We start from the raw sequence: 24,177 nt of genomic DNA, 5'->3' as shown, positions 1-24,177 counted from the left end.
TTTGAATAACCAAATATTATGCTACTCAGAAGGCCTCTGCCTTGTCTTTGATATGCTATAGATCGAAGCAAAAACGCTTTATTTAATAATAGAGTATTATGACAAAAAGCTAAAAGAAATTATTCTTTTACAGAAGCTGCATCCTTCCTTAAAATCTCGTTTGCCAAGGTCTATAGACTTCATTGACAGGTATCTTTTCCCTTTGTATATGCTATTTAGTTTATACACTGAAGCTATTCTTTTTTCTCTTTCAAATAATCTTTTATAACCTGTATTTGTGCGTCTTTTAGAATTACATATCCGTTATTTCCAAGTAGATAGATGGTTGGAGTGGCTTTGATGTCGTACAGCTGTTGATTAGTTATACTGCCATCGCTGTTGATTCCTACTTCTACGAAAGCGGGAAAATCTGAAAGCCCCAAAAGCCATGTATTTTTATCGTTGTCCGGATATATGAATAAAATGCTTAGTTGTTTGGTTTCTACTAAATTACGTAGTTGATCATCCTGATGTAGTTCGCGTATCAGTTGGGAACAAGTATGGCATCCTGGTTCGTAAAAGACAAGTATGGTGTTGGGCGTAAATCTGTTACTGAGTCGATGCAGGCTGCCGTTGCTTTGCTCGTAAATGAAATCCTCCGCCTTTGTGCCAACCCGGTTGCGCAGCATCAGCTCGTATCGCTCTTTCAGACGTATTCGTTCTGCGTAGGATATTTTGGGCGACTTCATCAAAAAAGCTACTGCCGGAATATAATACTCCTCATTGAGCATAGGAGAGTTAGGCTCGTATAGGTACTTTTTATAAAATCTCATGAATAGCTCCAGCAATGCTCCGGAGGATTTCTCCAACGGATAGATAATCGATGATTTTACCTCATGAACAGGAAGAGCGATAGCCACACCGAGAAAGTTGGCGATACTGATTTCCATATTTTGAGGCTTCCGGAGATAAGCTGAATCCGTGAAGTTGAATTCATCCCAATAATGCTTTACGAAGTACGATGCCCGTTCCTGCGGACTTGTTATTGAAACCGGTATATCCGGTAATGGGAAAGCAAGCTCCGGTTCTTCTGCCGATGCACTTGGAGCAATGCTGTCCACAGACTGCTGTATCTTATTCGGTCGTTGACTACACGAAGCTGCAAGCGAACTGATGGAGCCGAACAATGCTGCCATACTTACTATCATACAAAATCTGCGATACGTATTAGACATACCTTATTCTATTAGGATGAGACAAAATGTTTAGTGGTTCATGAAATGCTTGCCCATCTGACATAGGCAAAATCCATTTTATGGGGCAAAAGTGCCGAATGGGGAGTTATGCGTATTGCTACGCGATGCAGGCCGGGGTTCTTCAAGTTGCAACTTATCACATACTTCTGCCATCTGTTGTCAGCCGATTGCTCGGAAAGTTGGAGAGGAATATTTTGAACCAAAGAGACTCCTCCCTGATTGTCATCGGAAGTTACAATCAGCTCAACGTTAAGCTCAGTGGATAAGTTGCCCTTTTCTATTTCCACCTCAAGGGTTTGTGTAGTATGATTGTCTTCGAAGCAAAGGCCGAAGCCGGAAGCGGCAACTCGTACCACTCGCATCTCATCCCAATGCGCTGCGGTCTGTTGCTTCCAATTGGCGATCTCCGAAGCCAAAGCAAAGGAAGAAGCACTGACCGAACGATGACGTTGGGCAAGTGGTCTGTAGAACTTGTCATAATAGTCATCCAGCATTCTCCTCATCGTAAAGTGTGGTGCTATGTACATCATGGATCGACGTATGTACCGTATCCAGCCTTCAGAGTAGCTTTTCTCTTCCTTGTCATAGTAGAGAGGAATGATCTCTCGTTCCAGAATGTCATATATGGAAAGAGCATCGAGCTTATCCTGCATTTGCTGGTCGCGATAAGTAGACTTGTCAGTCAGTGCCCAGCCGGCATTCGGTCTATAGCCCTCGTACCACCAGCCGTCTTGTACGGAGAAGTTCAGTACACCATTCATTTCGGCTTTTTGTCCGGATGTCCCTGATGCTTCGAGTGGTCGGGTAGGGGTGTTGAGCCATACATCGACCCCGGCAATTAGTTTGGACGCCAGATGCATGTCGTAGTTTTCCAAGAAAATGATTTTGCCTTGGAATTCGGGACGACGGCTGATCTCCGTAATATGTTTAATAAGTCCTTGGCCACCCCCGTCAGCCGGGTGTGCTTTGCCCGCGTAGAGAAAACGTACGGGACGTTCGGGGTTATTGACCAGACGCGATAGTCGCTCTAAATCCGTAAAGAGCAGGTGCGCTCGTTTATAGGTTGCAAATCTGCGTGCAAAACCGATAAGGAGCGTATTGGGTTCAATATTGTCCAATCCATCCGGGAAACATATCGGATCCTCGTTGTGTCGCAGCCATCGTTTGCGATAATCATGCGCTATGTGGTGCAGTAGATTGTCCTTGAGCTTCGAGCGCAGATCCCATATTTCTTCGGAAGGGATTTGTTCTATTGCTTCCCATGCAGACTCTTCAGACTGATGGCTGAGAAAATCGGTGCCAAGGTGCTGTTCATAGAAATTTTGGCTCTCAGGAGAAGCCCAAGTCGGAAGGTGTACACCGTTGGTCACGTGCCCCACATGTAGCTCTTCGGCAAAGAATCCTGGCCATATGGGAGCAAACATCCTGCGAGAAACAACTCCGTGCAGATAGCTCACTCCATTGGCTTCCTGACAAGTGTTGAGGGCGAATACACTCATCGAAAACTTCTCGTTCGATCCCGGTGTTGTTCGTCCCATATCGATAAACTCTTGCCAGCTGATTCCAAGGCGGCGAGGAAAATGTCCCATGTAACGCCCCAAGAGCTCTTCATCGAAGTAGTCGTGACCCGCCGGTACAGGGGTGTGAACCGTATATAGCGAAGAGGAACGGACTACTTCCAGCGCAACGTCGAAACTCAATCCCTTTTGTTCAACATAGTCGGCCAGACGTTGGGCACTGATCAGTGCCGCATGGCCTTCATTCATGTGGAAGATTTCTTTGTTGATACCCAGACGCTGTAGCAGGAGGATGCCACCGATGCCGAGCAGATATTCCTGCTTCATGCGATTTTCCCAGTCTCCTCCGTAGAGGTTGTGAGTGATCTGACGGTCGGCTTCGCTGTTCTTGTCCAGATCGGTATCCATCAGAAAAAGATCTATCCGTCCCACTTTCACCTGCCATACATGACAGTAGACCGTATGATCGGAGAAAGGCACTTCCAGTACGATCTGATGCCCACTCTCATTCTTTACCGGTCGTATCGGCAGGAGACGAAAGTCCTGAGCGTCATAGGTGGCCAGTTGCTGACCATCTGCGCTGATCCTTTGGTCGAAATAACCGTATCGATAGAGAAAACCTACTGCTGTAAGCGGTACGTTGCTATCACTTGCCTCTTTGAGGTAATCTCCTGCCAATACACCCAGTCCACCGGAATAAATCTTCAATACGTGGCTAAGACCGTATTCCATGCTGAAATAAGCTATGCTTGGTCGATCGGTGTCTGACGGTGACGCCATATACCTCTGCCAGGCACTATAGACATCTTCAAGCTCTTGTAGCCAATCAGTATCGTTGAGGAGAGCATCGATACGGTTGAGCGAAAGAGAACGAAGCAATTTGATCGGATTGCCGTCCGTTTCGAACCAAAGATCCGGATCCATACGCTCAAATAGGCTCGTAGCACGCGGATTCCATGACCACCAAAGATTATAGGCCAACTCCTCCGCTTTGCCGAGCCTTTCGGGAAGTTCTACACATGTGAATATTTCCTTCCAAACGGGCGTATTATTCTTTTTCTGAATTATCATTTTCTTACTATGCTGTATGCATTATGCTATGGCCGTATTTCGCTGTGGCCATACTTCAAAAACATTTCAAAGGTATGTATTTGTTTCGATAGGCTTTTCTCTTGATACAGAGGAAATCTCTTTCGGACAGACTGAGATCGCAGAACTAACCCAAGATGAGTTTCAGCTTGTCAAGCCTGAGATTGCCAAGCGTAAGATTTTCGTTCTTGAATCAAGAGTAAAACCCTTACTAACCATCCTGAACGAGATTCAAAAACAAAAGAAAAAGCCTCTTGCGAAGTACCCGAACGGTGCTTGGCAGAGGCTTCCTTATGTGGTGGCGCGAAGCACACCTATTAGTCTTTTAGTAGCGAGCTTCTACTATATCCCAGTCAACGATGCTCCACAAATCTTTGAGGTGGTCTGCACGACGATTCTGGTAAGTCAAATAGTATGCATGCTCCCACACATCGAATCCGAGCAACGGATTCAATCCCTTGCGCACGGGGTTGCCTGCGTTCGGCTCCTTTTCGATAGAGAGTTTGCCATTGGCATCGGATGCAAGCCATACCCAGCCTGAACCGAAGAGAGTAGTACCGGCCGTATTGAACTCTTCTTTGAACTTTTCGAACGAACCGAATTGCTTATCGATAGCTTCTCCCAATTTGCCTTTCGGTACTCCTCCCTTGCCCGGACGGAACTGTGTGAAGTAGAGATTGTGGTTGAGGGTTTGGCCGGCGTTGTTGAAGATACCGCCTTCGCTCTTTTGTACGATAGTATTCAAGTCTGCGTTTTCAAATTCCGTGCCGATAATGAGCTTATTGAGGTTGTCCACGTAAGTCTTCAAGTGCTTACCGTGGTGAAATTCTACTGTTTCTTTGCTGATAACAGGAGCCAGTGCATCGACCGCATAAGGCAGGGAAACGAGTTCGTGAGTCATAACGTCTGATTTTTATTGTAATTAAGTCTTTTAATAATTGGTATCGGAGTAGCGCAAGACCGACTCCGAAACTCTTCAATCACTATTAGAACATTGTGAACGGAAAAAGGTTCGGATCTTGTCTGTAAAAGCCTACTTATTCCATTATAAAAAGATAGTTGCTCTCGTCCGAAAGTTCCGGTTGGAAGACAAAACCTTCGGGCGAAAAGAGCTGCATCTCTTCTACATGTCGGCATCGGCGAGTGAGAAGGTGTGCCGCCATCAGTCCGCGTGCCATTTTCGTATAGATGACGATCTGCTTGAGACCACCATCGGGTTGTGGCACTTTGAAGAGGGGTGTCACTACCCGTACAGCCTGTTCTACTCGTTTCCAGTCGAATAGCATTTTCATTTCTTCGCTTGCCAGAAAACATAGCTCACCGCCCTTTTCACGTACCTTTTCGATCAGAAAATCTGTTAGATGCGGTCGCCAGAAGTTGAACACCTCGTCTTCAACGGGTGCCCCCAGATGCGCAAATCCCTCCATTCTGTATGGACGAATCATGTCGCTCGGTCGCAAAAGACCATAGAGGAATGAGGTGATAAGAAGATGTTCGGAGGCATAAAGCCAATCGTCAGCACTGAAATTGGCGGGAGCAAGCTTCTTGAAAACCATACCCGTATAAGCCAATGCCGCGGGAGCAGTGGGCGAATCTTCATCGAAGAAGTGCTGCCAGCGTCGATGATTCTCTTCTGCCAGCTTTCTATTGATGCGGAGCAGTCCGCACAATTCTTCTATGTCGCAGGAAGATGCGGCCAAAGCAATCTTCGTACTCTGTTCCCGGAAGATCGGCGAAGTACTTGTCAAATGCGATGGTATACGTTTCGGCATACCGATCGTCTTGGCACATGAAAGGAGTATGAGCATAGGGCTTGATCCTGATATAAGCAAGAAGAGGAAGCCTCTGCCTGTCGTGACTCGTAGGCTTCCTCTTTGCTCCGTGTTTGCTACTTGGCTGTTTGGGACAAGATGTCTTTCATTAGCACGTCGAAATACTCTCCACGGGTGAGCACACCATCTTGTACAGCTACCACTTCTACTTCCCCAGAGGCCGCCATCACACCGTCTTCCCTGATAATGTCCTGCAAGAAGATGAGCTTGGGGCCTTTCTTGTGGCAGGTCAGACAGCTGCGGAAGCGATCACCACTGCGCAAGGACTGTTTGAACGTTATCGTCACTTTGTAAACGAAAGCATCGAGCCCTTTCTCGTGCATTTGGCCGAAATTGTCTCCGAGGCTTTCCCAGAACTCATGGCGGGTGTGCTCCATATAGCGCTGATAGTTGCTGTTATTCACCACACCTTGCAAGTCACATTCATAATCTCTCACCTTCATGTCGAGGGAGAAAAAATATTCTTTCTCTTTCATATCGTTAGGTTTTGTCGGGATCGATAAGTGAAAATTCACGTTCTTCCCTACATCTTATTATTCTTCTCTTTTGTCGAATCGGTATAGTTTGTCCGATGGCCGTACTTTCTCCTTTACCGGGATGGAGATGCGTTGCCCCTTTGTCGCTTTTTGCACGGTTTGCAGTTCGTACCGGATCTCTTCTACTCTTTGGATGATCACACCTGTCGTAGGGCCTGTGATCACAATCTCATCGCCTACATGCAGTTCGCCGGACTCTATCTCGAATTCAGCCACACCGAGACGGCTGAAGTATTTGATCCCTTTGCCTACATATATTTTCTGGCGGGTAGCTCCTGAACCGTATCGATGCGTCCATTCGCCGAGTCGCTGTCCGAGGTAGTATCCATCCCAAAAACCTCGGTTGAATACGGTAGCTAATTGTTCGTCCCACCGATCTATAGCTTCCTTGTCATAGGTGCCGTTGCAGTATGCTTCGATCGCTTCCTTGTAGCTCCGGCAGACCGTATAGACGTATTCGGGGCCACGTGCCCGTCCTTCTATCTTGAACACTCGTACGCCGGCATCCATCATCTTATTGATGAAATGAATCGTCTTCAGGTCTTTCGGCGACATGATGTATTGGTTCTCAATGTCCAGTTCCAGACCACTATCCTTGTCCTTGACGGTGTAGCCCCTTCTGCAGATCTGTGCACAGGCACCCCTGTTGGCCGAGCTGTTGTGCTCGTGCAGACTTAGATAGCACTTGCCCGAGACAGCCATACACAGGGCACCGTGAGCGAACATCTCTATGCGAACGGGATGGCCTTTAGGCCCACAGATATTATCTCTGAGGATGGTCTCGTGGATTGTACGTACCTGATCCATATTCAGCTCTCTTGCCAATACGACCACATCGGCAAAGCGCGAATAAAAGCGCAGGGCCTCCGCATTGCTGATATTGAGCTGAGTGGACAGGTGCACTTCTACTCCGATCTCGTTGGCATACGTCATCGCAGCCACGTCGGAAGCTATGATGGCAGATATCTGTGCCTTTTGTGCTGCGTCGATAATGGAGCACATGAGTACTATGTCCTCATCGTATATGACGGTGTTCACCGTTAAATAGCTCTTTACGCCCTTCTCTGTGCAGATCTCTGCTATTTTGTACAGATCTTCCGTGGTGAAGTTGTTAGCAGATCGGGCGCGCATATTCAGTCCTTCAATCCCGAAGTAAACGGAATCAGCTCCTGCTTTGATGGCTGCCATAAGCGATTCGTACGAACCGACAGGAGCCATTATCTCGAAGTCGTTTACATTCATTTCTTTCAATAAGTCAGAGGGCGTGAGACGGCTCGTCCGGATGCAGCCAGGGAGCTACATCCGATAGCGGCATACGTACAAAGTCCCGTTGCCACATTTGCGGGTGGGGCAGTTCCAGTTCGGGCGATTGTACCTTCGGGTATGTGGTATGCAATAGAATGTCTATATCGATCGGACGGTCGTGATAGATCCCTCCATTGCTTTTTTGTGTGCGACCCAATTCCCTTTCGATGGCTTGTGTGATATGCAGAATGTCCTGTGGTTTGAGCTTCGATCGCAAAGCCACCACCGCATTGAGGAAAGGATGAGGCGATTCGAACCCCCACGGTTCGGTTTCATAGAACCGAGAAAGGGTGAGCAGTCTGCCCACCCTCGTTTGTAGCATATCCAACGCTGCAGACAACAAACTGTGTCGATCGCCTAAGTTGCTGCCCAAAGAAAGATATACTATGCCCATACTCAATCGATAATGAGCATGGCATCGCCATAAGCACCGAAACGATACTTTTCTTTTACAGCGAGGTCGTATGCACTCATAATCAGCTCATGACCTCCGAAAGCGGCCGTCATCATCAGTAGGGTAGAGAGTGGCATATGGAAGTTCGTGACCAATGCAGAGGGCAGATGGAATTCGTATGGAGGAAAGATGAAGCGATTGGTCCAACCTTCGAACGGCTTGAGATGACCGTCCGTGCTCACGGCCGTTTCCAAAGCACGAAGAACGGAAGTCCCTACGACGCAGATCTTCTTTTCTTCATCCCACGAGCGGTTGATGTTTATGCACGGCTCTTCCGTGATATACATCTCCTCGCTATCCATTTTGTGCTTGGTCAGATCTTCTACATCGATGTCGCGATAAGCCCCCAAAGCATGGTGTACCGTTATGTAAGAAAAACGGCAGTCCTTGATCTCCAGTCGTTTCATCAGCTCGCGGCTGAAATGAAGACTGGCAGCAGGTGCCACCACGGCACCTTCCACTTCGGCGAATATGCTTTGATACCTCTCCGGATCCTCTTCGTTTACTTCCCGATCGATGTACTTGGGCAGAGGGGTCTGTCCCAATTGGAAAAGCAGCTCCTTGAACTCCTCATGAGAGCCATCGTACAGGAAGCGCAGTGTACGTCCTCGGGAGGTCGTATTGTCTATTACCTCTGCCACCAGCTCTTCGTCGTTGCCGAAGTAGAGCTTATTGCCTATACGTATTTTCCGGGCAGGATCCACGAGGACATCCCACAGCTTCAGACGCTCATTCAGTTCGCGCAGGAGGAAAACCTCGATCTGAGCACCGGTTTTCTCTTTATTACCATAGAGACGGGCAGGAAAAACACGGGTATTGTTGAAGACGAAGGTATCACCCTTGTCGAAATACTCCAGAATGTCCTTGAAAACGCGATGTTCGATTTCTCCTGTACGACGATGTACGACCATCATCCGCGATTCGTCGCGGAACTTGGTCGGCTCTAACGCGATCAGTTCGTCCGGAAGATTGAATTTGAACTTGGATAATTTCATAGCGATATATGTTGCCGTTAGTTATTTTTTGCTTGCAGGTATGGAGGACGGATCGGCCTCTTTCTGTTCGAACTCCGGTTCATAAGCAAAACCGAGACGATCGAACCATTGTTCCAGCTCATCCGTCGAAAGACAGTCTTCGATTCGTGCATCGCCTACTCTTGTCCTGCGCAATGCCTCCAAATGTCCCCCTGATCCGAGGGCTTCGGCTATGTCGCGGGCCAAGGCACGTATGTAAGTGCCTTTGGTGCATACGATGCGTAGCGTGATCAGGGGGAGGTCGTACTCCAGCAGTTCGATCTCGTCGATCTGCAAGGTGCGGGTTTTCAGCTCCACCTCTTTCCCCTTACGTGCCAAATCGTATGCACGTTTCCCGTTCACGCGAACGGCCGAGAACACGGGAGGCACTTGTTCTATCGTTCCCGTGAATCGAGGTAGTATGTCCAGAACCGATTGGTGCGTGATATGTTCGTACGGGAAGAAGGCGTCCGGCTCGGTTTCCTTGTCGAAGCTCGGTGTCGTGGCTCCCAGTCTGATAGTGGCAATGTACTCTTTCGTGCCGGCCTGCAGTACATCGATTTGCTTCGTGGCACGCCCTGTACACAGGATCATCACGCCTGTTGCCAGCGGATCCAATGTGCCTGCATGCCCTACGCGCAGCTTCTTGATCCCCATCCGACGACAAGCCCGATAGCGGAATTTATTGACCAAGTCGAACGAAGTCCATGTCAGAGGTTTGTCGAAGTAGAGCACTTCGCCCTCGCGCAGGTGGAGCGGACGATCTATTTGTTTCATGTTTCCGATTCAGACAGCTAAGGATACTCCTGAGAGCATCAGTACGATAAGCAGACCGCCAACCAAGATACGATAATAGCCGAATGCCTTGAACCCATATCGGGTGAGGAATCCGATGAAGAACTTGATCGCAGCCAGTGCTACGATAAAGGCCACGATATTGCCTACGAGGAGCACGGTCATGTGCTCTCTGAAAATCTCTATCCCGCCCTCCTTGTAGAGCTTGTAAGCCTTGAGCAGGGTGGCACCGAGCATCGTAGGTACTGCCAGAAAGAAGGAAAACTCCGCAGCTGCCTTGCGGCTTAGCTTTTGCTGTTGGCCGCCGACTATGGTAGCCATCGAGCGTGAGAGCCCGGGCAGGAATATGGCCAGACATTGGAATAGCCCTATGACTAATGCTTTGGGGTATGTGACCAGTTCCCGGTCCGATGAGGCAAACAGCTTATCGACGAATAGCATGAAGATACCACCGAGGAATAGCACGACGGCCACTACCCAGACACTGCCCAGCATCCTATCCACCCAGTCCTCGAACAGGAATCCCAGGATAACGGCCGGAACGAGTGCGATCAGTAGCTTCCAATAGAGATCGAACCGGCTCAGAAATTCCACCCCTTTGCCTTGGCCTAAGGCTCGTGGTGCCACGGGAAAACAGAAAAAACGCTTCCGGTATAGTACCAGAACGGATAGGATGGCTCCGAACTGTATCATCACGGTGAAGGCTTTGACAAAGGAAGTGCTCTCTATGCCCATTATACCTTCGGCGATAATCATATGTCCGGTGGAAGACACCGGAAGAAACTCGGTCAGGCCCTCTACGATGGCTAAAACGATGGCTTGTAGTATGGTCATATTGTCTTGCGGGAAGATGGCGACTTCTTCGTCGGAACAGGTATTAAATTACTTGACCGCGATGTGCAGTCGCAGCCTGATCGTCAGAAGAGTCCGCTTTAGGAGGGTTACTTGCGGTTGTCTTTTTTCTCCGGCGATACCATGATGGCATATACCATCAGGACGAAGCCGGCCATGCTCACCCACGGGGCTATCTGTATCCGCTTGGCACTGAAAATATCCGGATTGAAGCTTACTTGGTCGGCTGACCCTCCCCCTGACATCAATATGAAGCCCAGAATAATGAGGATAGCGGATACCCCCATCAAGATAAAGTTCTTTTTCCCGAAAAGCATAGTATGCTGTTTGATTGTCTTAGTTGGTTTGTCAATATTCCCTGCCCCCTATACGAGGTGCATCTTGCCCCCATCCATACGGATGTATTTGTTCGTTGCAGCACGTGCCGAAAAAGCAGATATCAGTATGCCCACAAGCAGCATGCCTCCGGCTATGATCAGGAGGTTTTCCACCGTGAGGTAGGGGCGCAAACTCTTGTTGAAAGCATATTCATCAGTTGCGTATAGGGCTATGCCCAGGAGCACGATGGCAAGCAAAGCGGCCACGAGTCCATTGAGCATGCTGTAGCGGACGAAGGGCTTGCGGATAAAGCGAGGTGTGGCACCCACCAGCGTCATGGTACGGATGCTGAATCGCTTCGAATAGATGAGCAAGCGGGTGGTATTATTGATCTGTATATAGCTGATCAGAAGGAGCAAGGCTGCCAGGATGAGTAGTACGAGACCGATGCGGCGTGTATTGCGGTGTACTATGTCGAACATATCTGCCCTGTATTGCAGATTGTCCACTCCATCCCATGTCCGAATGGCTGAGTCGATCACTTTCAGACTGTCCGGATGGGTGTATTGGGCCTTGAGGTGAACGCACATTTCCCCCTGTAGGGGATTATAGCCGAGCATCTTAGCCGGATCGTCTTCGCCCAGTTCTTTTTTCATCTCCTCGAGGGCTTGATCGGCAGAGATATAGCTGACATCTTTGACGAAGGGTGTGGCCACTATCTGTCGTTGTAGCTCTTGTATCTGCGTTTCATCCATGTCGGAGGATAATAGCAGATTGAAGGAGAGGTCTTCTCTCACGGAATTGCCTATTCCTCTGCCGATAAACTCGATAATGCCGATGGCCCCCAAAAGGAAGAGCACAACAGCAATACTCATAATGGCCAAAAACCTCGAATGGAAAAAGGCCGAAGACCGCTTCTTGTTCTTTTGTGACATTCTTTTTGCTGTATCTCAGAGATAGAATCGGAGACTGAAGCCCCTCTGCCGGCCGGCGGTGGATTTGATCATCGGCGGATCGGATTCAGAGAGTAATGGCCTGTCATTCTTTTGTAAAAGGCCGAAACACCCCAACTTCTCCGCAAAAATAGTATATAATATGGTATGGGGCTGTATTTTTCTTGGACAAGATATCCCTTCCTTCGCCCATTCTCAAGCATGCTATATATAATAGCGGAGTAGGGGCTATCTCCAGAGAGAGGGCAAAAACACTCTGTGTGGCTGTTTCTCTGATTTGCATCCATTGATTCGATTGGTACGGTTTACGCATGGAATGTTGTGTAGGCGGGATATCAGGCGAGCGGGTCGAATGAAAGGGGCGCGCTTTATGGTGATGCCGGCTGTTCCGAAGCGAAATGGATAGGAGGCCGCATCTTGCGGTCCCATGCCATTTGCCATCTCATGGTTTACGAACCGCAATCGCTGCGATTCTTACGCGTGTTTCCTGAAAAAGTGGAACCGGAATTTTTTCGTTTTGGTTCGGGAATTTTTTACTTCCCGCGCCAAAGCGAAAATTTTCTCGAGCCACGTTTTTCGGAGCGTAGTGTCGGAAAATTTTCGTGCCAAAACCATCGGATTGCCATTTCTCATACTCTGTCGGATTTTCTTATGGGAGCAAGAGCGGATAAAATTGGGTGATACCTTTCCGAATGTGGCGGTTGGAACTTCATTCGCAGAGCTGTTTCGTTTTCGAAATAGAAGACGGATAAGGTGAGTTTCTTAATCGACTGTGTGCGATTATGATAGATATGTCGATCTCAATGAGGAGAGTAACGAAAAGTTGTTGTAAGTTTGCAGCGCTTTTGAGAGATATGACCATATAATGTCCAATCTATTAGCAACGAAACGATTTAAAAAAACAAATGGAAAACTTAAAGAACATTCAGCCCAGAGAGGATTTCAACTGGGAAGAGTTTGAAGCCGGTGGTGCCAAAGCTGCCGTGAGCCGTCAGGAGCAGGAGGCTGCTTATGACAAAACCCTCAACACCATCAAGGAAAAAGAAGTGGTGATGGGTACGGTAACTGCTATCAACAAGCGTGAGGTGGTTATCAACGTAGGGTACAAATCGGAAGGTGTGGTACCTGCAACGGAATTCCGCTACAATCCGGACCTGAAAGTGGGTGAGGAAGTGGAAGTTTACATCGAGAATCAGGAAGATAAGAAGGGTCAGCTCGTCTTGTCTCACCGCAAAGCTCGTGCAGCACGTTCTTGGGAGCGTGTGAACGAGGCTCTCGAAAAAGACGAAATCGTAAAGGGCTATGTGAAGTGTCGTACCAAGGGTGGTATGATCGTCGATGTATTCGGCATCGAGGCTTTCCTCCCGGGATCGCAGATCGACGTGCGCCCCATTCGCGACTACGATGCATTCGTTGAGAAGACGATGGAATTCAAGATTGTGAAGATCAATCAAGAATACAAGAACGTAGTTGTATCTCACAAGGTGCTTATCGAAGCAGAGCTCGAACAACAGAAGAAAGAAATCATCGGCAAGCTCGAAAAAGGACAGGTACTCGAAGGTATCGTCAAGAATATTACTTCTTACGGTGTGTTTATCGACCTCGGCGGTGTGGATGGTCTTATCCACATCACGGACCTTTCCTGGGGTCGTGTGGCTCATCCGGAAGAAATCGTACAGCTGGATCAGAAGATCAATGTCGTTATCCTCGACTTCGATGAAGATCGCAAGCGTATCGCCCTCGGTCTGAAGCAGCTGATGCCTCATCCATGGGATGCTCTCGATAGCGAACTCAAGGTGGGCGACAAGGTGAAAGGTAAAGTAGTGGTGATGGCCGATTACGGTGCTTTCGTTGAGATTGCACAGGGCGTTGAAGGTCTTATCCACGTGAGCGAAATGTCATGGACGCAGCACTTGCGCTCTGCTCAGGACTTCCTGCATGTAGGCGACGAAGTGGAAGCTGTGATCCTGACGCTTGATCGCGAAGAGCGCAAGATGTCGCTCGGTCTGAAGCAACTCAAGCCGGATCCCTGGGCTGATATCGAGACTCGTTTCCCGGTAGGTTCTCGCCACCATGCTCGTGTTCGCAACTTCACCAATTTCGGTGTATTCGTTGAGATCGAAGAGGGTGTAGACGGCCTTATCCATATTTCCGACCTCTCTTGGACGAAGAAGATCAAACACCCCAGCGAGTTTACGGAAGTAGGTGCTGATATTGAAGTTCAGGTAATCGAGATCGACAAGGAAAACCGTCGTCTCAGCTTGGGCCACAAGCAGTTGGAAGAGAATCCCTGGGATGTATTCGAGACGGTATTCACTGTAGGGTCTATCCACGAAGGAACGGTAATCGAGGTGATGGACAAGGGTGCTGTCGTTTCTCTGCCTTACGGTGTGGAAGGTTTTGCTACTCCGAAGCATATGGTGAAGGAAGATGGTTCACAAGCTGTACTCGAAGAGAAGTTGCCTTTCAAGGTTATTGAGTTCAATAAGGATGCCAAGCGAATCATTGTATCTCATAGCCGTGTATTCGAAGATGAGCAGAAAGCGGCTCAGCGCGAAGCCAACGCAGAGCGTAAGGCCGAAGCCAAGGCGGCTCAGAAAGAAGCTGCTGCCGAAGCTGCCAATCCTGCACAGACTGTAGAGAAAGCCACTCTCGGTGACCTCGGCGAATTGGCCGCATTGAAAGAGAAGCTTTCAGAAAACTAAAAACTCCCATGGATCATACGCCCAAGAGCGTATGATCCACCTTATAAAATAGGCTGCACCGAAAACATTCGGCGCAGCCTATTTTTATTATTCGCTTCCCACCACTCCCCAAACAGCGTTACAAGTAGATGAGTAACGCAGAGGGATCAAGAGCAAACAACAAGTACGTTAGACGTAGCAAAACTATTACACATGCCCATAGCTCCAATCCTTCAATAGTTATTGTTGGTGGAGTTTGGTGGAGGTGGTAGCCTTACCGAAAGAAGGTGAAATTGACGGAGCCGTAGGCTCTATGTTCCTCAAATCGGGTATGCTCCGTAAAGCTGAAATCCTTGGGGTGTTCGAGGATGAATAGCCCATCTTCAGCCAGTATATTGCTTTCTAATACCTTGGTCGGCAGGCTCTCCAGTTCGGCCAATGTATAGGGCGGATCGGCAAAGACCAAGTCGAAGCGGCGGCATTCTTTGTTGCGTTCCAAAAAGTGGAATACGTCTGTCTCGAAGACTCTCCAGCAGTTTTCCTCGTTCAGACGCTTAATGAGGGTGCGAATAAAAGCTGCATGTTCACGGCGTTTCTCTACGGAAGTGACGGAAGAACAACCCCGAGAAACCAATTCCAATGCTATACTCCCCGTGCCGGAAAACAGGTCGATAGCCGAAAGTCCTTCGAAATCGAAACGGTTGGACAGGATGTTGAAGAGGTTCTCTTTGGCAAAATCCGTTGTGGGACGGGCATTGAAGCTTTTGGGTACATCGAAACGCCTGTGTCCGTATTTACCTCTGATTACACGCATAGGGAAAGATGTGGAGAAGAGACTTCGAGTATGGCGTTACATTAGACCGGCTCTTTGCACAGTTCGATATGGCGGAAGAACGGTTCCAATGTTTGCCTGAGATCATCCTTTCCGACAGAGTGGTCGCGGACATTTTGTTGGATACAGATAACGATACGGTCATGCTCTATATCCAACCGTAAGCTCTTCCAGACAGTGACCAGATAGAAAAGGACTTCTTCCTCGACAGAGCGAATAGCTTGATTGTCCGTGAGGCTGTATGTATTGGCAAAGAGCAGACTGCCTCCTTCGAATACGAAGAGGTCGAGTTTGTCATGCCGGAGATTGAGGGCAACTCTTTTGGCCGTATGCTGCCGGCTCTGTCGCTCCGTTTCTTTGAAAAAGGGGATAAAGTCGGGGGCGAACTCTGTTCCGACCTGTGTCCTTCTTAGAAATTCATAGAGAGGCTTGTCCCATCCCAAAATCAGCATCTTATCCTGATGAGACAGGTTGTACTCCATGACGGCTACACCCTTGCCTTCGTCCGGCAAGTGGACAGCAGTCCTCAGCCAGTAGTCGGCTCTACCCTCTTCGTACAAAGCGCGAGGAATGAGAACATACGAATCCGGGCTGTAACTGACGTGTACGTGGCGGTATGGGTAGGTGAGATGTTGGTAATGGAAAAAAAGCTCCTTCACAGCAGAGCAATAGTCTTCTGCTCCTGAGTCGAAAGGATAGGCACATCTGGCGCATGGCTTACCCTCCGTATCGAAGAGGCTAAAAATAAGTCCATCCGACAGGAATCGGATGGACATATCGTAGCTTTCTGCAGTGTGAGCAGAGAGGGGGGTAGCCGGAATATCGGAAGAAGGGATTTCCACGCGCTATACTTCCGAGAGATTATTCCCAGTTACCGGTATTCTTCACTTCTTTCAGAGATCCGATGCGCAGACCGGCATATCCATTGGCACGAGCTTCTGCATCGTTGATTTTCATTCTCAGACGAACCTGATCCTGATCGCTGAGGTAGTCAACGAAAGGCACTGATGCTTGGAATACGGACACGTTTATTGTATCCTGACCGATCTCCTGCTGGATGGAACCTACTTCGACCAAGATCTTTTTGCCGGCAAAACCGGGAATATCCAAGACTGTATTAGGATCAATACCTTTGAGCAGAGAGTCCTTGGCTGCAACCCAAACCGTATCGCGCTTGAGCAAGCCTGCACGAGCTGCCTGCGCTTCGGTCATTCCTTTGTCGCGCATGTCGTCGGTGTATTCGCCTTCGGCATTCACGTAGTAGACACGACCGTTGGCCAGGAAACCTACCAATTCATCTGCTGTGGCATAGCGACCATACATGCTTTCGAATGCAGCTTGATAGTCGGCTATGTTTTTCAGCTTCTTTTGGATAGCTGTTTCACGACTGGCCTGAATCTTGTCGAAACTAACGGGGGTGTATATGCTCATCACGGTGAGATATGCCAACACCACGACTGCTACAGCCACCAAAATCTTGATTAAAGTTTTCATCGTTATCTTACTTTGTTTTTGTATTAAATTCTCTTCTAAAGACGCTTCCTAATCCGTATTGCCCCACCGAATCCGAGCATATCGTTCAAAGGAAGTAACTTAGTCCCCGCAAATATACGATTTGTATAAAGATGGACAATTATTTGGCCGGGCAAATATTGAAAAATTTGCCATTTACCCCGACGCAAAGCCAAGATTCGGCTATTCGATCTTTGGCAAAGTATCTGCTCGACAGGGAGCCTTATTCGGTTTTTTTGCTTCGCGGATATGCCGGTACGGGTAAGACACAGCTTATCGCTTCGGTGGTGCAGACCATCCTGCAGCAAGGTGCGCATTGTGAGCTATTGGCACCGACCGGACGTGCTGCAAAGGTGTTGACATCCTACACTCGGCATCAGGCTTATACCATTCATCGACAGATCTATCAGGCTTCCGCTGCGGGGATAGAGGAGGGCGGCTCCTATCGCATCCGTCGCAGCAGCCCTACCGGTACAGTATTTATCGTGGACGAATCCTCTATGATCGGGAATGAAAGTGTCGAACCTACGCCCTTTGGCTCGGGTAGCTTGCTGAACGATTTGCTGGCATACGTGAACGAAACGGATGGTTGCCGTCTGATTCTGGCCGGAGATACGGCACAGCTTCCGCCGGTCGGCAGTGTGGTGAGTCCGGCATTGGATGCCGGTGTAATGGAAACTTCCTACGGATTGCGCATATATGAATGTACACTGACCGAGGTGGTACGTCAGCAGAAAGAATCCGCCATTCTCTCTTTGGCCACGAGCCTGCGCCGTTTACTTTCCGATGGTATTTCAGACAAAATCAAATTGAACATAAGGGATTCGGGAGATGTGTCGGCTATTTCCGGTGCTGAACTGATAGAAGCACTGGATGCTTCGTTTCGGACTGTAGGCATGGACGAGACCATTATTGTCAGCTATTCCAATAAACGTGCTTTGGCCTATAATCTGGGCATCCGCAGTCAGGTATTGTACTACGAAGAAGAGTTGGTACGGGGCGATCGATTGGTGGTGACGCGCAACAACTATCATTATTGTGACAGGCGAGACAAGACCGACTTCGTGGCTAATGGAGAGATCGTAGAGATTCTGCGGTTGGGCAAGCGATACGAGCTGTATGGATTCCGATTTGCAGATGCCACCATCAATCTGGTAGAGCAGGGGCGTGAGATAGAAGCGAGGCTATTGCTCGATGGACTGACGGCGGAAACAGCCGGTCTTACCCATGCACAGAGGCAAAAACTGTATGATGCCGTTGCGGAAGACTATAGTTCGGTGGAGAGCGTCCCTGCTCGGCGCAAAGCGATCAGAGAGGATGCTTTCTTTTCGGCCTTGGAAGTAAAGTATGCCTATGCCATCACCTGCCACAAAGCTCAGGGAGGCCAGTGGAAGCATGTTTATGTCGATATGGGTATGCTTAGCTATCTGCCTCACGACGAACAACTCTGTCGTTGGCTTTATACGGCAGTAACCAGAGCTTCGGAACAGCTCTATCTCGTCAATACTCCGAAAGACATGATGCCGTAAGAGAGAGGGCAGTCTCTTACAAACGGAAGTAGAGGCCGATACTCACCAATTCGTTCACCTGCCAATATGTTCCTTTGCCTTCCGGTAGTGACACACTGTCGTCATAGCGCAGGTACAGATATAAACGGGTGCTCAGCAGTCGGGTGAGCGACAGGTTGAGGGCATTCTCAAATTCTGCCACCGTATTATCGTATGTGGTATTGGCATACAGGCGCGACTGCCAACTCAGGCGACTATCGAAGTTCCATACGAGTTCGGCTTTTATGGCCGAACCCAATTCGTGTACAATGGTCTTTCCTTCGGGAAAACCGTGGCGGGCCAAGTCTATATCGTCTCTGACCGACCATTTGAGGATGTACGAGACGGGAGATAGGAACAGTCCCAGTTTAGCGGACTTGCCATAAACCTTTTTGCTTTTCGTATCCAACTCGTATTTCATGCCGAGACCCGTATTGAAGATTATCGGAGCGAGGAATGCAGATTGTTTCTTCAAGCTGTTTTCAGCTCGGTTCGTAAATAGCTGTGTACGCATTTCAGCATCCAAGGAGTAGTACCATTGCTTGAACGCCTTGTAGCCGAAGTTGGATCGCAGACGGAGCAAATCCTCTGCTACTCGATAGCGATTGACCGTGTCTTTGGCTGCGTTGAAGATGCTGAGTTTGTTTTCCAACTCATTTTTCCAGCGAATCTTCTTGTTGCGATACTGACGGACAATCAGATTGCTGAACATGATATTCAGATTGCTCGATCCCCCTTTGTACCAGTTTTCGGAAATGTAGTTCTGGGAGAATTGCAACATGGTCTCCATATTGAAAAACCAGTAGCGAGGTTTGAGTTCGATGCCACGGATTTTTCCCGGTTGGATGATCCTGTCTGATAGAGCACCCCCATTGATAAGCGGCATGTCTTGTGACTTGATATAGGAGTAGTCCGGGCCGAAAGGCTCCAATTCCGTGCGGCTGTACGTGAAGAGATCTAATCGACGATACTGAAGCTCGGTCAGCACCCTGCGTGCCAAATCCACTTCTGCAATCATATCGCTCAAATCCGGTACCGGAACGGGATCTTTCCCACAGGCTTTTTGCAAGCGAGAGGGTATCTCAGGTATGGTGATATGCCAGAGTCCTTCGGATAGAGGGGTGGACGAGTTTTCTGCTACGAGTGGTAGCTGCAGATAGCTCATCAGTAGGCGGCCGGAGGCTATAGGTGCTGTCGGCAGACTGTCTGTATCCGCTAAGAGGTGATTCTGCGGTCGGGGTACGGGAACAGTCGGTTTCGATGCTATGGCATCGGCAGCTCCGATGGAACAGCAGAACAGGAATATGGAGAGGAGGTATCTTATCTTCATCGTAGTCAAATCGTTTTTATATAACCGTTTTTGCGCGGGCAAAGTTATACCAATCTTTATTTTCTTTTTCGGGGTTTTTCGTTGAGCTTAAATAAGTCTTTCACTCTTAGCATCTTTATCTTTATTGAAAAAGAAAACCCCGAGAGTTTTTATTTGACTCTCGGGGTTCGCTTTCGTTTATTACCTGTTGTGCAGGGGCGATTTTATTGATTGTTGAAAACCTCACATGCACCGCAGAGGCTCGGAACCAAATTGCGGTCCCCATAGCCATTGTCGATACGGGCTACGTTGAGCCAGAACTTATTCTCACGCAGGTATTCCAGCGGGTAGGCTGCCTTTTCGCGAGAGTATGGATGCGACCAGTCGTTGGCTGTTACCTCGTACTGAGGATGCGGAGCATTCTTCAGTACGTTGTCGGTAGCATCCTGTTCGCCGCGAGCCACTTCCTGGATCTCTTCCCAGATGCAGTTCATCACATCTATGAAACGATCCAGTTCGGCCAGACTCTCGCTCTCGGTCGGCTCTATCATCAGAGTGCCATGTACGGGGAAGGAGAGCGTCGGAGCATGGTAGCCGAAGTCCATCAGACGCTTGGCTATATCGTTCTCGTCGATACCGCTTTCTTTGATCTTGCGGCATTCGAGGATCAGCTCATGACCTACGCGGCCTGTGGCTCCCGTATAGACGATACCGAAAGTATCTTTCAGACGGTTGGCCATGTAGTTGGAGTTCAGGATGGCGATTTTCGTAGCTCTGCGCAGACCTTCGTAGCCCATCAGGCGAATGTATGCGTAGGTGATAGTCGTTACCCCTGCACTTCCGTATGGAGCGGCGGATACCTCCAAGCCGTTGTAGTCCTCACGCAGCGGGTGGGATGGCAGGAATGGAGTCAAGTGCTTGGCCACACAGATAGGACCTACACCCGGACCTCCACCTCCGTGGGGGATGGCAAAGGTCTTGTGCAGATTCAAGTGGCACACGTCCGCTCCGATGAAGCCCGGGCTGGTCAGTCCTACCTGAGCATTCATATTGGCACCGTCCATATACACCTGACCACCACACTCGTGGATGCGACGGCAGAGATCGATAATGTTAGTCTCGAAGATACCATGCGTACTCGGGTAAGTGATCATCATGGCAGCGATTTGGTCCTTGTGTTGTTCCGTCTTGGCCATGAAGTCGTCCATATCTACGTTGCCTCGGTCGTCGCAAGCTACCGTCACCGTATCGTATCCGCACTGGATGGCACTGGCCGGATTGGTGCCGTGGGCAGAAGCCGGCAAGATAACCAGATGGCGGTGTCCCTGTCCGATGCTGTTCAGATAGCCGCGAATAGCGAGTAATCCGGCGTATTCGCCTGCTGCTCCGGAATTAGGCTGGAGCGAAGTAGCGTCGAAACCGGTGATTACGGCCAAGTAATGTTCCAGACTTTCGAGCATCTCGTTGTAGCCTTCCGTCTGGTCTTTGGGAGCATACGGGTGGATGGCGTTGAACTGCGGCATCGAGAGGTTGAACAGCTCGGATGCGGCATTCAGCTTCATCGTACAAGAACCCAGCGGAATCATGGAGTGCGCCAGAGAAATGTCCTTGCGTTCGAGGCGTTTGATGTAGCGCATCAGCTCCGTCTCCGTGTGGTAGTTGTTGAATACGTCGTAGTCCAGGAAGTTCGACGTACGGGCAAAGGCACCATCGAAATAACGCTTGTCAATGGCAATGTCCTCTGTGATTGTCTCCTCTTTGCCCAGAACGGATGAGAAGATATAGAGCAGAACGCCGAGGTCGGAGGGCAACGTAGTCTCATCCAAGCTGATGACGATGCTACCATCGGCGGGGTAGAAGAAGTTCACGCTGCACTCTTCAGCCAGTTCGCGTACTTTTTCTACTGTGACATCGGCCGGCAGCTCCACACGAAGTGTGTCGAAGAAGTTCTTGTTCGTGAGCTTATAGCCGAGCCCGGCGAGCTTCTCGCTGATAAATCCTGCATAAGCATGTACCCTGCCGGCTATATGGCGCAAGCCGTCAGCACCGTGATACACGGCATAGAAGCTGCTCATCGTGGCCAACAAAGCCTGTGCGGTACAGATATTCGATGTGGCTTTCTCACGCTTGATGTGCTGTTCGCGCGTTTGCAATGCCAGACGATAAGCCGGACGTCCGTATGCGTCTTTGGACATACCGATGATACGGCCGGGGATGTTGCGCTTGTAGTCCATGCTTGTGGCCAAATATCCTGCCGAGGGACCACCGTAATACATGGGAATACCGAAACGCTGTGCCGATCCGAATACGATGTCGGCACCCCATTCACCCGGAGGAGTCAGGATGGTCATACTCAAGAGGTCGGCTGCTACGGCTACCTTGGCGTTGCCGGCATGAGCCGCTTCGATGAATGCCTTATAATCATTGACCGAGCCTTCTGCATCGGGGAACTGTACGATGGCGGCAAATACTTCGGGTGTGAAGCCGAATGTCTTGTAGTCGCCCACCACGATCTGCATACCCTGAGGTATGATACGGGTGCGGATCACTTCGATCGTAGAGCGGAATACATTCTTGTCCACGAAGAGAACGTTGGCTCCGGCCTTGATTTGTGTGCGCGAACGGGTATCGAAGAACATACGTGCGGCTTCGGCACCGGCAGTGGCTTCATCGAGGAGCGAGCAGTTCGTCAGGGGCAGCCCTGTCAGTTCGGTGATCACCGTCTGGAAATTGAAGAGAGCCTCCAGACGTCCCTGTGATACCTCCGCCTGATAAGGTGTGTAGGAAGTGTACCACGCGGGATTCTCCAATACGTTGCGCTGGATGGGAGCCGGTGTGACCGTATCGTACCAGCCTTGTCCGATGTAGGAGGTGAAGACCTTGTTCTTGGATCCCAGTTCCATGAAATGCTCGAGCAGTTCGCGCTCGGTCATGGCTTCGGGCAGATCAAGAGGTTCGGACAGCAGGATGTCGCCGGGGATCGTTTCGCGGATCAGCTGATCCATTGACTCTACGCCTATGGTCCGGAGCATGACGGAGAGGTCGCGCTCGGCAATACCTATATGGCGGTTTTCGAATTTGTTCGTATTCATTATTCTAATCGAGAAAAGGGTTATTAGTTCGTTCGTAAGCTATCGTAGAGGTAGGCCCGTGTCCGGGGTAGACTACCGTATCGTCGGGAAGAGGGAGAAGTTCTGCGCGAATACTCTTTTTCAGCAGTTCGTAGCTACCGCCCCACAAGTCGGTCCGGCCCACGTCACCGGCAAAGAGCGCATCGCCGGTAAATACCGCTTGGGCCTGTGGGCAATAGAATGCCAGATGACCGGGCGAGTGCCCCGGGACGAAAAGCACCTTGATGGTACTCTCTCCCAACTGAAGAACGTCGCCCGGAGCAATGTATTGTATCGGCGGTTCGTCCATCGTGCCGAACATGCCGAATGCTGCCAGTTGCTTGGACGGAGACGGCATTTCTTCCACTTCAGCCCGATGCGTGAGCACAGGCAGGCCGAAGGTTTTGGCTGCAAAGCCATTGCCCCAGGCATGGTCGAAGTGCAGGTGCGTGTTGAGCAGGAGCTTTACTGTGAGCTGCTGTTCCTGAACGAAGCGGAGTAGCTGCTGCTCTTCGCTCCCATCCATACAGCCGCAGTCGATAAGTGCAGCTTCGCCCGTGGAGTTGTAAAGGATATATGTATTTTCTGCCACCGAGTTGAAGGTGAACATCTTTACTTTAGTCGTTGTCATAGAGGTAAGTAGACCACTTTTTTTGTTTTGAAATACGCTTCCTCGAAGGTCGGCCACAGCTCCTCTGTCATTGCCTTGTTCCGGAATGGCAGTATCTCGTGCTGAAGCTCTCCGCCCTTGAGGCAGATAAGCCCGTTGGGGAGCGCGTTTTGCTGATCTTCGTGCCGAATGAGCTTCCTGCAGATCTTGGCCAGTTCACTCAGTTTCATCACGGCACGGCTGACTACGAAGTCGAATTTCTCATCTATGCTTTCCGCCCGACAGTGCATGGTGCGCACATTGTCAAGCCCCAAGGCTTCGGCTATGGCGGCGGCCACTTTCACCTTTTTGCCGATGCTGTCCACCAGCAGAAAGGATACCTCAGGAAACAGAATCGCCAAGGGAATACCCGGAAATCCTCCGCCTGTGCCCAGATCCAATACACTTGTGCCGGGTTTGAAGTTCAGCATGCGAGCTATCCCCAAGGAATGCAACACATGGTGCGGATACAAATTGTCTATATCCTTTCGGGAAATGACATTGATAAGGGCATTCCAATGCGTGTACAGCGGTCCCAGTTGCCCAAACTGCTCGCGTTGTCGTTCGGACAAGTGGGGGAAGTATTTCTCGATGATCTCTATATCTGAAGCCTGGGGCAACAGCTCTTCGGGCAT

Annotated in this window: 23 protein-coding genes; 3 read left to right on the top strand and 20 right to left on the bottom strand. The window is 49.5% G+C overall.

Annotated elements, in window-relative coordinates; genetic code table 11:
* Nucleotides 1-233: 233 nt before the first annotated feature.
* From HQ49_RS03900 to HQ49_RS12065, 13 genes are all read right to left on the bottom strand, one after another.
* On the bottom strand, nt 234-1,187 hold the full coding sequence (locus tag HQ49_RS03900; RefSeq protein WP_196246898.1) for a DUF5106 domain-containing protein: 954 nt from the start codon (nt 1,185-1,187) through the stop codon (nt 234-236).
* 65 nt (nt 1,188-1,252) lie between these two features.
* Complete coding sequence (gene glgP / locus HQ49_RS03895) at nt 1,253-3,823, bottom strand: alpha-glucan family phosphorylase (RefSeq protein ID WP_039418562.1); 2,571 nt, start codon at nt 3,821-3,823, stop codon at nt 1,253-1,255.
* A 343-nt stretch (nt 3,824-4,166) separates the two neighbouring features.
* The gene (locus HQ49_RS03890; protein ID WP_018964438.1) at nt 4,167-4,742 is read right to left on the bottom strand and encodes a superoxide dismutase; all 576 of its coding nucleotides are present in this window, start codon (nt 4,740-4,742) and stop codon (nt 4,167-4,169) included.
* Nucleotides 4,743-4,878: 136 nt separating this feature from the next.
* Complete coding sequence (yaaA, locus tag HQ49_RS03885) at nt 4,879-5,649, bottom strand: peroxide stress protein YaaA (RefSeq protein WP_039418561.1); 771 nt, start codon at nt 5,647-5,649, stop codon at nt 4,879-4,881.
* An 80-nt stretch (nt 5,650-5,729) separates the two neighbouring features.
* Nucleotides 5,730-6,149: an acyl-CoA thioesterase gene (locus HQ49_RS03880; protein ID WP_039418559.1), complete on the bottom strand. Its 420-nt coding sequence runs from the start codon at nt 6,147-6,149 to the stop codon at nt 5,730-5,732.
* A gap of 57 nt (nt 6,150-6,206) precedes the next feature.
* On the bottom strand, nt 6,207-7,451 hold the full coding sequence (locus tag HQ49_RS03875; RefSeq protein WP_039418558.1) for a U32 family peptidase: 1,245 nt from the start codon (nt 7,449-7,451) through the stop codon (nt 6,207-6,209).
* Between the two features lie 13 nt (nt 7,452-7,464).
* Nucleotides 7,465-7,908: a 2-amino-4-hydroxy-6-hydroxymethyldihydropteridine diphosphokinase gene (folK, locus tag HQ49_RS03870; protein ID WP_018964434.1), complete on the bottom strand. Its 444-nt coding sequence runs from the start codon at nt 7,906-7,908 to the stop codon at nt 7,465-7,467.
* Nucleotides 7,909-7,910: 2 nt separating this feature from the next.
* Complete coding sequence (queA, locus tag HQ49_RS03865) at nt 7,911-8,963, bottom strand: tRNA preQ1(34) S-adenosylmethionine ribosyltransferase-isomerase QueA (RefSeq protein ID WP_039418557.1); 1,053 nt, start codon at nt 8,961-8,963, stop codon at nt 7,911-7,913.
* Nucleotides 8,964-8,984: 21 nt separating this feature from the next.
* Nucleotides 8,985-9,758, bottom strand: coding sequence for a tRNA pseudouridine(55) synthase TruB (gene truB, locus HQ49_RS03860; protein WP_018964432.1), 774 nt, complete (start codon nt 9,756-9,758; stop codon nt 8,985-8,987).
* Nucleotides 9,759-9,767: 9 nt separating this feature from the next.
* Nucleotides 9,768-10,610 carry an undecaprenyl-diphosphatase UppP gene (gene uppP / locus HQ49_RS03855; RefSeq protein ID WP_039418556.1) on the bottom strand — a complete coding sequence of 281 codons (843 nt, stop codon included), beginning with the start codon at nt 10,608-10,610 and terminating at the stop codon, nt 9,768-9,770.
* A gap of 107 nt (nt 10,611-10,717) precedes the next feature.
* The gene (locus HQ49_RS03850; RefSeq protein ID WP_039418554.1) at nt 10,718-10,945 is read right to left on the bottom strand and encodes a DUF3098 domain-containing protein; all 228 of its coding nucleotides are present in this window, start codon (nt 10,943-10,945) and stop codon (nt 10,718-10,720) included.
* Between the two features lie 48 nt (nt 10,946-10,993).
* The gene (locus HQ49_RS03845; RefSeq protein WP_026292083.1) at nt 10,994-11,881 is read right to left on the bottom strand and encodes a cell division protein FtsX; all 888 of its coding nucleotides are present in this window, start codon (nt 11,879-11,881) and stop codon (nt 10,994-10,996) included.
* A 492-nt stretch (nt 11,882-12,373) separates the two neighbouring features.
* On the bottom strand, nt 12,374-12,514 hold the full coding sequence (locus HQ49_RS12065) for a DUF1661 domain-containing protein (RefSeq protein ID WP_230587319.1): 141 nt from the start codon (nt 12,512-12,514) through the stop codon (nt 12,374-12,376).
* Here HQ49_RS12065 and HQ49_RS12060 point away from each other — a divergent pair.
* Complete coding sequence (locus tag HQ49_RS12060) at nt 12,456-12,656, top strand: hypothetical protein (RefSeq protein ID WP_230587321.1); 201 nt, start codon at nt 12,456-12,458, stop codon at nt 12,654-12,656. The genes HQ49_RS12065 and HQ49_RS12060 overlap by 59 nt on opposite strands.
* Nucleotides 12,657-12,804: 148 nt before the next feature.
* Nucleotides 12,805-14,604 (top strand): 30S ribosomal protein S1, encoded by a 1,800-nt coding sequence (gene rpsA / locus HQ49_RS03840; RefSeq protein WP_039418551.1) that lies wholly within the window; start codon nt 12,805-12,807, stop codon nt 14,602-14,604.
* A 253-nt stretch (nt 14,605-14,857) separates the two neighbouring features.
* Here the strand turns inward: rpsA and HQ49_RS03835 are convergent, their stop codons facing one another.
* The 3 genes from HQ49_RS03835 to HQ49_RS03825 are packed head-to-tail and all read right to left on the bottom strand — an operon-like array spanning nt 14,858 to nt 16,909.
* The gene (locus HQ49_RS03835; RefSeq protein ID WP_018964427.1) at nt 14,858-15,397 is read right to left on the bottom strand and encodes an RsmD family RNA methyltransferase; all 540 of its coding nucleotides are present in this window, start codon (nt 15,395-15,397) and stop codon (nt 14,858-14,860) included.
* 41 nt (nt 15,398-15,438) lie between these two features.
* Nucleotides 15,439-16,257 carry a DUF3822 family protein gene (locus tag HQ49_RS03830; protein WP_039418550.1) on the bottom strand — a complete coding sequence of 273 codons (819 nt, stop codon included), beginning with the start codon at nt 16,255-16,257 and terminating at the stop codon, nt 15,439-15,441.
* A gap of 19 nt (nt 16,258-16,276) precedes the next feature.
* The gene (locus tag HQ49_RS03825) at nt 16,277-16,909 is read right to left on the bottom strand and encodes a hypothetical protein (RefSeq protein WP_018964425.1); all 633 of its coding nucleotides are present in this window, start codon (nt 16,907-16,909) and stop codon (nt 16,277-16,279) included.
* A 131-nt stretch (nt 16,910-17,040) separates the two neighbouring features.
* On the opposite strand from HQ49_RS03825, the gene HQ49_RS03820 reads away from it, so the two are divergent.
* Entirely contained in the window at nt 17,041-18,456 is a 1,416-nt protein-coding gene (locus HQ49_RS03820; protein ID WP_039418548.1) for an ATP-dependent DNA helicase, read from the top strand.
* A gap of 16 nt (nt 18,457-18,472) precedes the next feature.
* Here the strand turns inward: HQ49_RS03820 and HQ49_RS03815 are convergent, their stop codons facing one another.
* From HQ49_RS03815 to rsmG, 4 genes are all read right to left on the bottom strand, one after another.
* On the bottom strand, nt 18,473-19,804 hold the full coding sequence (locus tag HQ49_RS03815; RefSeq protein WP_039418993.1) for a DUF3078 domain-containing protein: 1,332 nt from the start codon (nt 19,802-19,804) through the stop codon (nt 18,473-18,475).
* A 203-nt stretch (nt 19,805-20,007) separates the two neighbouring features.
* On the bottom strand, nt 20,008-22,875 hold the full coding sequence (gene gcvP, locus HQ49_RS03810; protein ID WP_039418547.1) for an aminomethyl-transferring glycine dehydrogenase: 2,868 nt from the start codon (nt 22,873-22,875) through the stop codon (nt 20,008-20,010).
* A gap of 4 nt (nt 22,876-22,879) precedes the next feature.
* Complete coding sequence (locus tag HQ49_RS03805) at nt 22,880-23,524, bottom strand: MBL fold metallo-hydrolase (protein WP_018964421.1); 645 nt, start codon at nt 23,522-23,524, stop codon at nt 22,880-22,882.
* Nucleotides 23,521-24,177: a 16S rRNA (guanine(527)-N(7))-methyltransferase RsmG gene (gene rsmG / locus HQ49_RS03800; protein ID WP_394331896.1), complete on the bottom strand. Its 657-nt coding sequence runs from the start codon at nt 24,175-24,177 to the stop codon at nt 23,521-23,523. The genes HQ49_RS03805 and rsmG overlap by 4 nt, the downstream gene beginning before the upstream one ends.

Source organism: Porphyromonas gulae (assembly GCF_000765945.1).
GTDB lineage: Bacteria > Bacteroidota > Bacteroidia > Bacteroidales > Porphyromonadaceae > Porphyromonas > Porphyromonas gulae.
Note: the sequence above shows the minus strand (reverse complement) of the source record. Positions and strands in the feature narration are given on the sequence as shown.

Bases quoted from the DNA above. Each gene is read 5' to 3' on its own strand.
- HQ49_RS03900 (WP_196246898.1), bottom strand. From the start codon at position 1,187: ATGATAGTAAGTATGGCAGCATTGTTCGGCTCCATCAGTTCGCTTGCA.
- glgP (WP_039418562.1), bottom strand. From the start codon at position 3,823: ATGATAATTCAGAAAAAGAATAATACGCCCGTTTGGAAGGAAATATTC.
- HQ49_RS03890 (WP_018964438.1), bottom strand. From the start codon at position 4,742: ATGACTCACGAACTCGTTTCCCTGCCTTATGCGGTCGATGCACTGGCT.
- yaaA (WP_039418561.1), bottom strand. From the start codon at position 5,649: ATGCTCATACTCCTTTCATGTGCCAAGACGATCGGTATGCCGAAACGT.
- HQ49_RS03880 (WP_039418559.1), bottom strand. From the start codon at position 6,149: ATGAAAGAGAAAGAATATTTTTTCTCCCTCGACATGAAGGTGAGAGAT.
- HQ49_RS03875 (WP_039418558.1), bottom strand. From the start codon at position 7,451: ATGAATGTAAACGACTTCGAGATAATGGCTCCTGTCGGTTCGTACGAA.
- folK (WP_018964434.1), bottom strand. From the start codon at position 7,908: ATGGGCATAGTATATCTTTCTTTGGGCAGCAACTTAGGCGATCGACAC.
- queA (WP_039418557.1), bottom strand. From the start codon at position 8,963: ATGAAATTATCCAAGTTCAAATTCAATCTTCCGGACGAACTGATCGCG.
- truB (WP_018964432.1), bottom strand. From the start codon at position 9,758: ATGAAACAAATAGATCGTCCGCTCCACCTGCGCGAGGGCGAAGTGCTC.
- uppP (WP_039418556.1), bottom strand. From the start codon at position 10,610: ATGACCATACTACAAGCCATCGTTTTAGCCATCGTAGAGGGCCTGACC.
- HQ49_RS03850 (WP_039418554.1), bottom strand. From the start codon at position 10,945: ATGCTTTTCGGGAAAAAGAACTTTATCTTGATGGGGGTATCCGCTATC.
- HQ49_RS03845 (WP_026292083.1), bottom strand. From the start codon at position 11,881: ATGTCACAAAAGAACAAGAAGCGGTCTTCGGCCTTTTTCCATTCGAGG.
- HQ49_RS12065 (WP_230587319.1), bottom strand. From the start codon at position 12,514: ATGGTTTTGGCACGAAAATTTTCCGACACTACGCTCCGAAAAACGTGG.
- rpsA (WP_039418551.1), top strand. From the start codon at position 12,805: ATGGAAAACTTAAAGAACATTCAGCCCAGAGAGGATTTCAACTGGGAA.
- HQ49_RS03835 (WP_018964427.1), bottom strand. From the start codon at position 15,397: ATGCGTGTAATCAGAGGTAAATACGGACACAGGCGTTTCGATGTACCC.
- HQ49_RS03825 (WP_018964425.1), bottom strand. From the start codon at position 16,909: ATGAAAACTTTAATCAAGATTTTGGTGGCTGTAGCAGTCGTGGTGTTG.
- HQ49_RS03820 (WP_039418548.1), top strand. From the start codon at position 17,041: ATGGACAATTATTTGGCCGGGCAAATATTGAAAAATTTGCCATTTACC.
- HQ49_RS03815 (WP_039418993.1), bottom strand. From the start codon at position 19,804: ATGAAGATAAGATACCTCCTCTCCATATTCCTGTTCTGCTGTTCCATC.
- gcvP (WP_039418547.1), bottom strand. From the start codon at position 22,875: ATGAATACGAACAAATTCGAAAACCGCCATATAGGTATTGCCGAGCGC.
- HQ49_RS03805 (WP_018964421.1), bottom strand. From the start codon at position 23,524: ATGACAACGACTAAAGTAAAGATGTTCACCTTCAACTCGGTGGCAGAA.
- rsmG (WP_394331896.1), bottom strand. From the start codon at position 24,177: ATGCCCGAAGAGCTGTTGCCCCAGGCTTCAGATATAGAGATCATCGAG.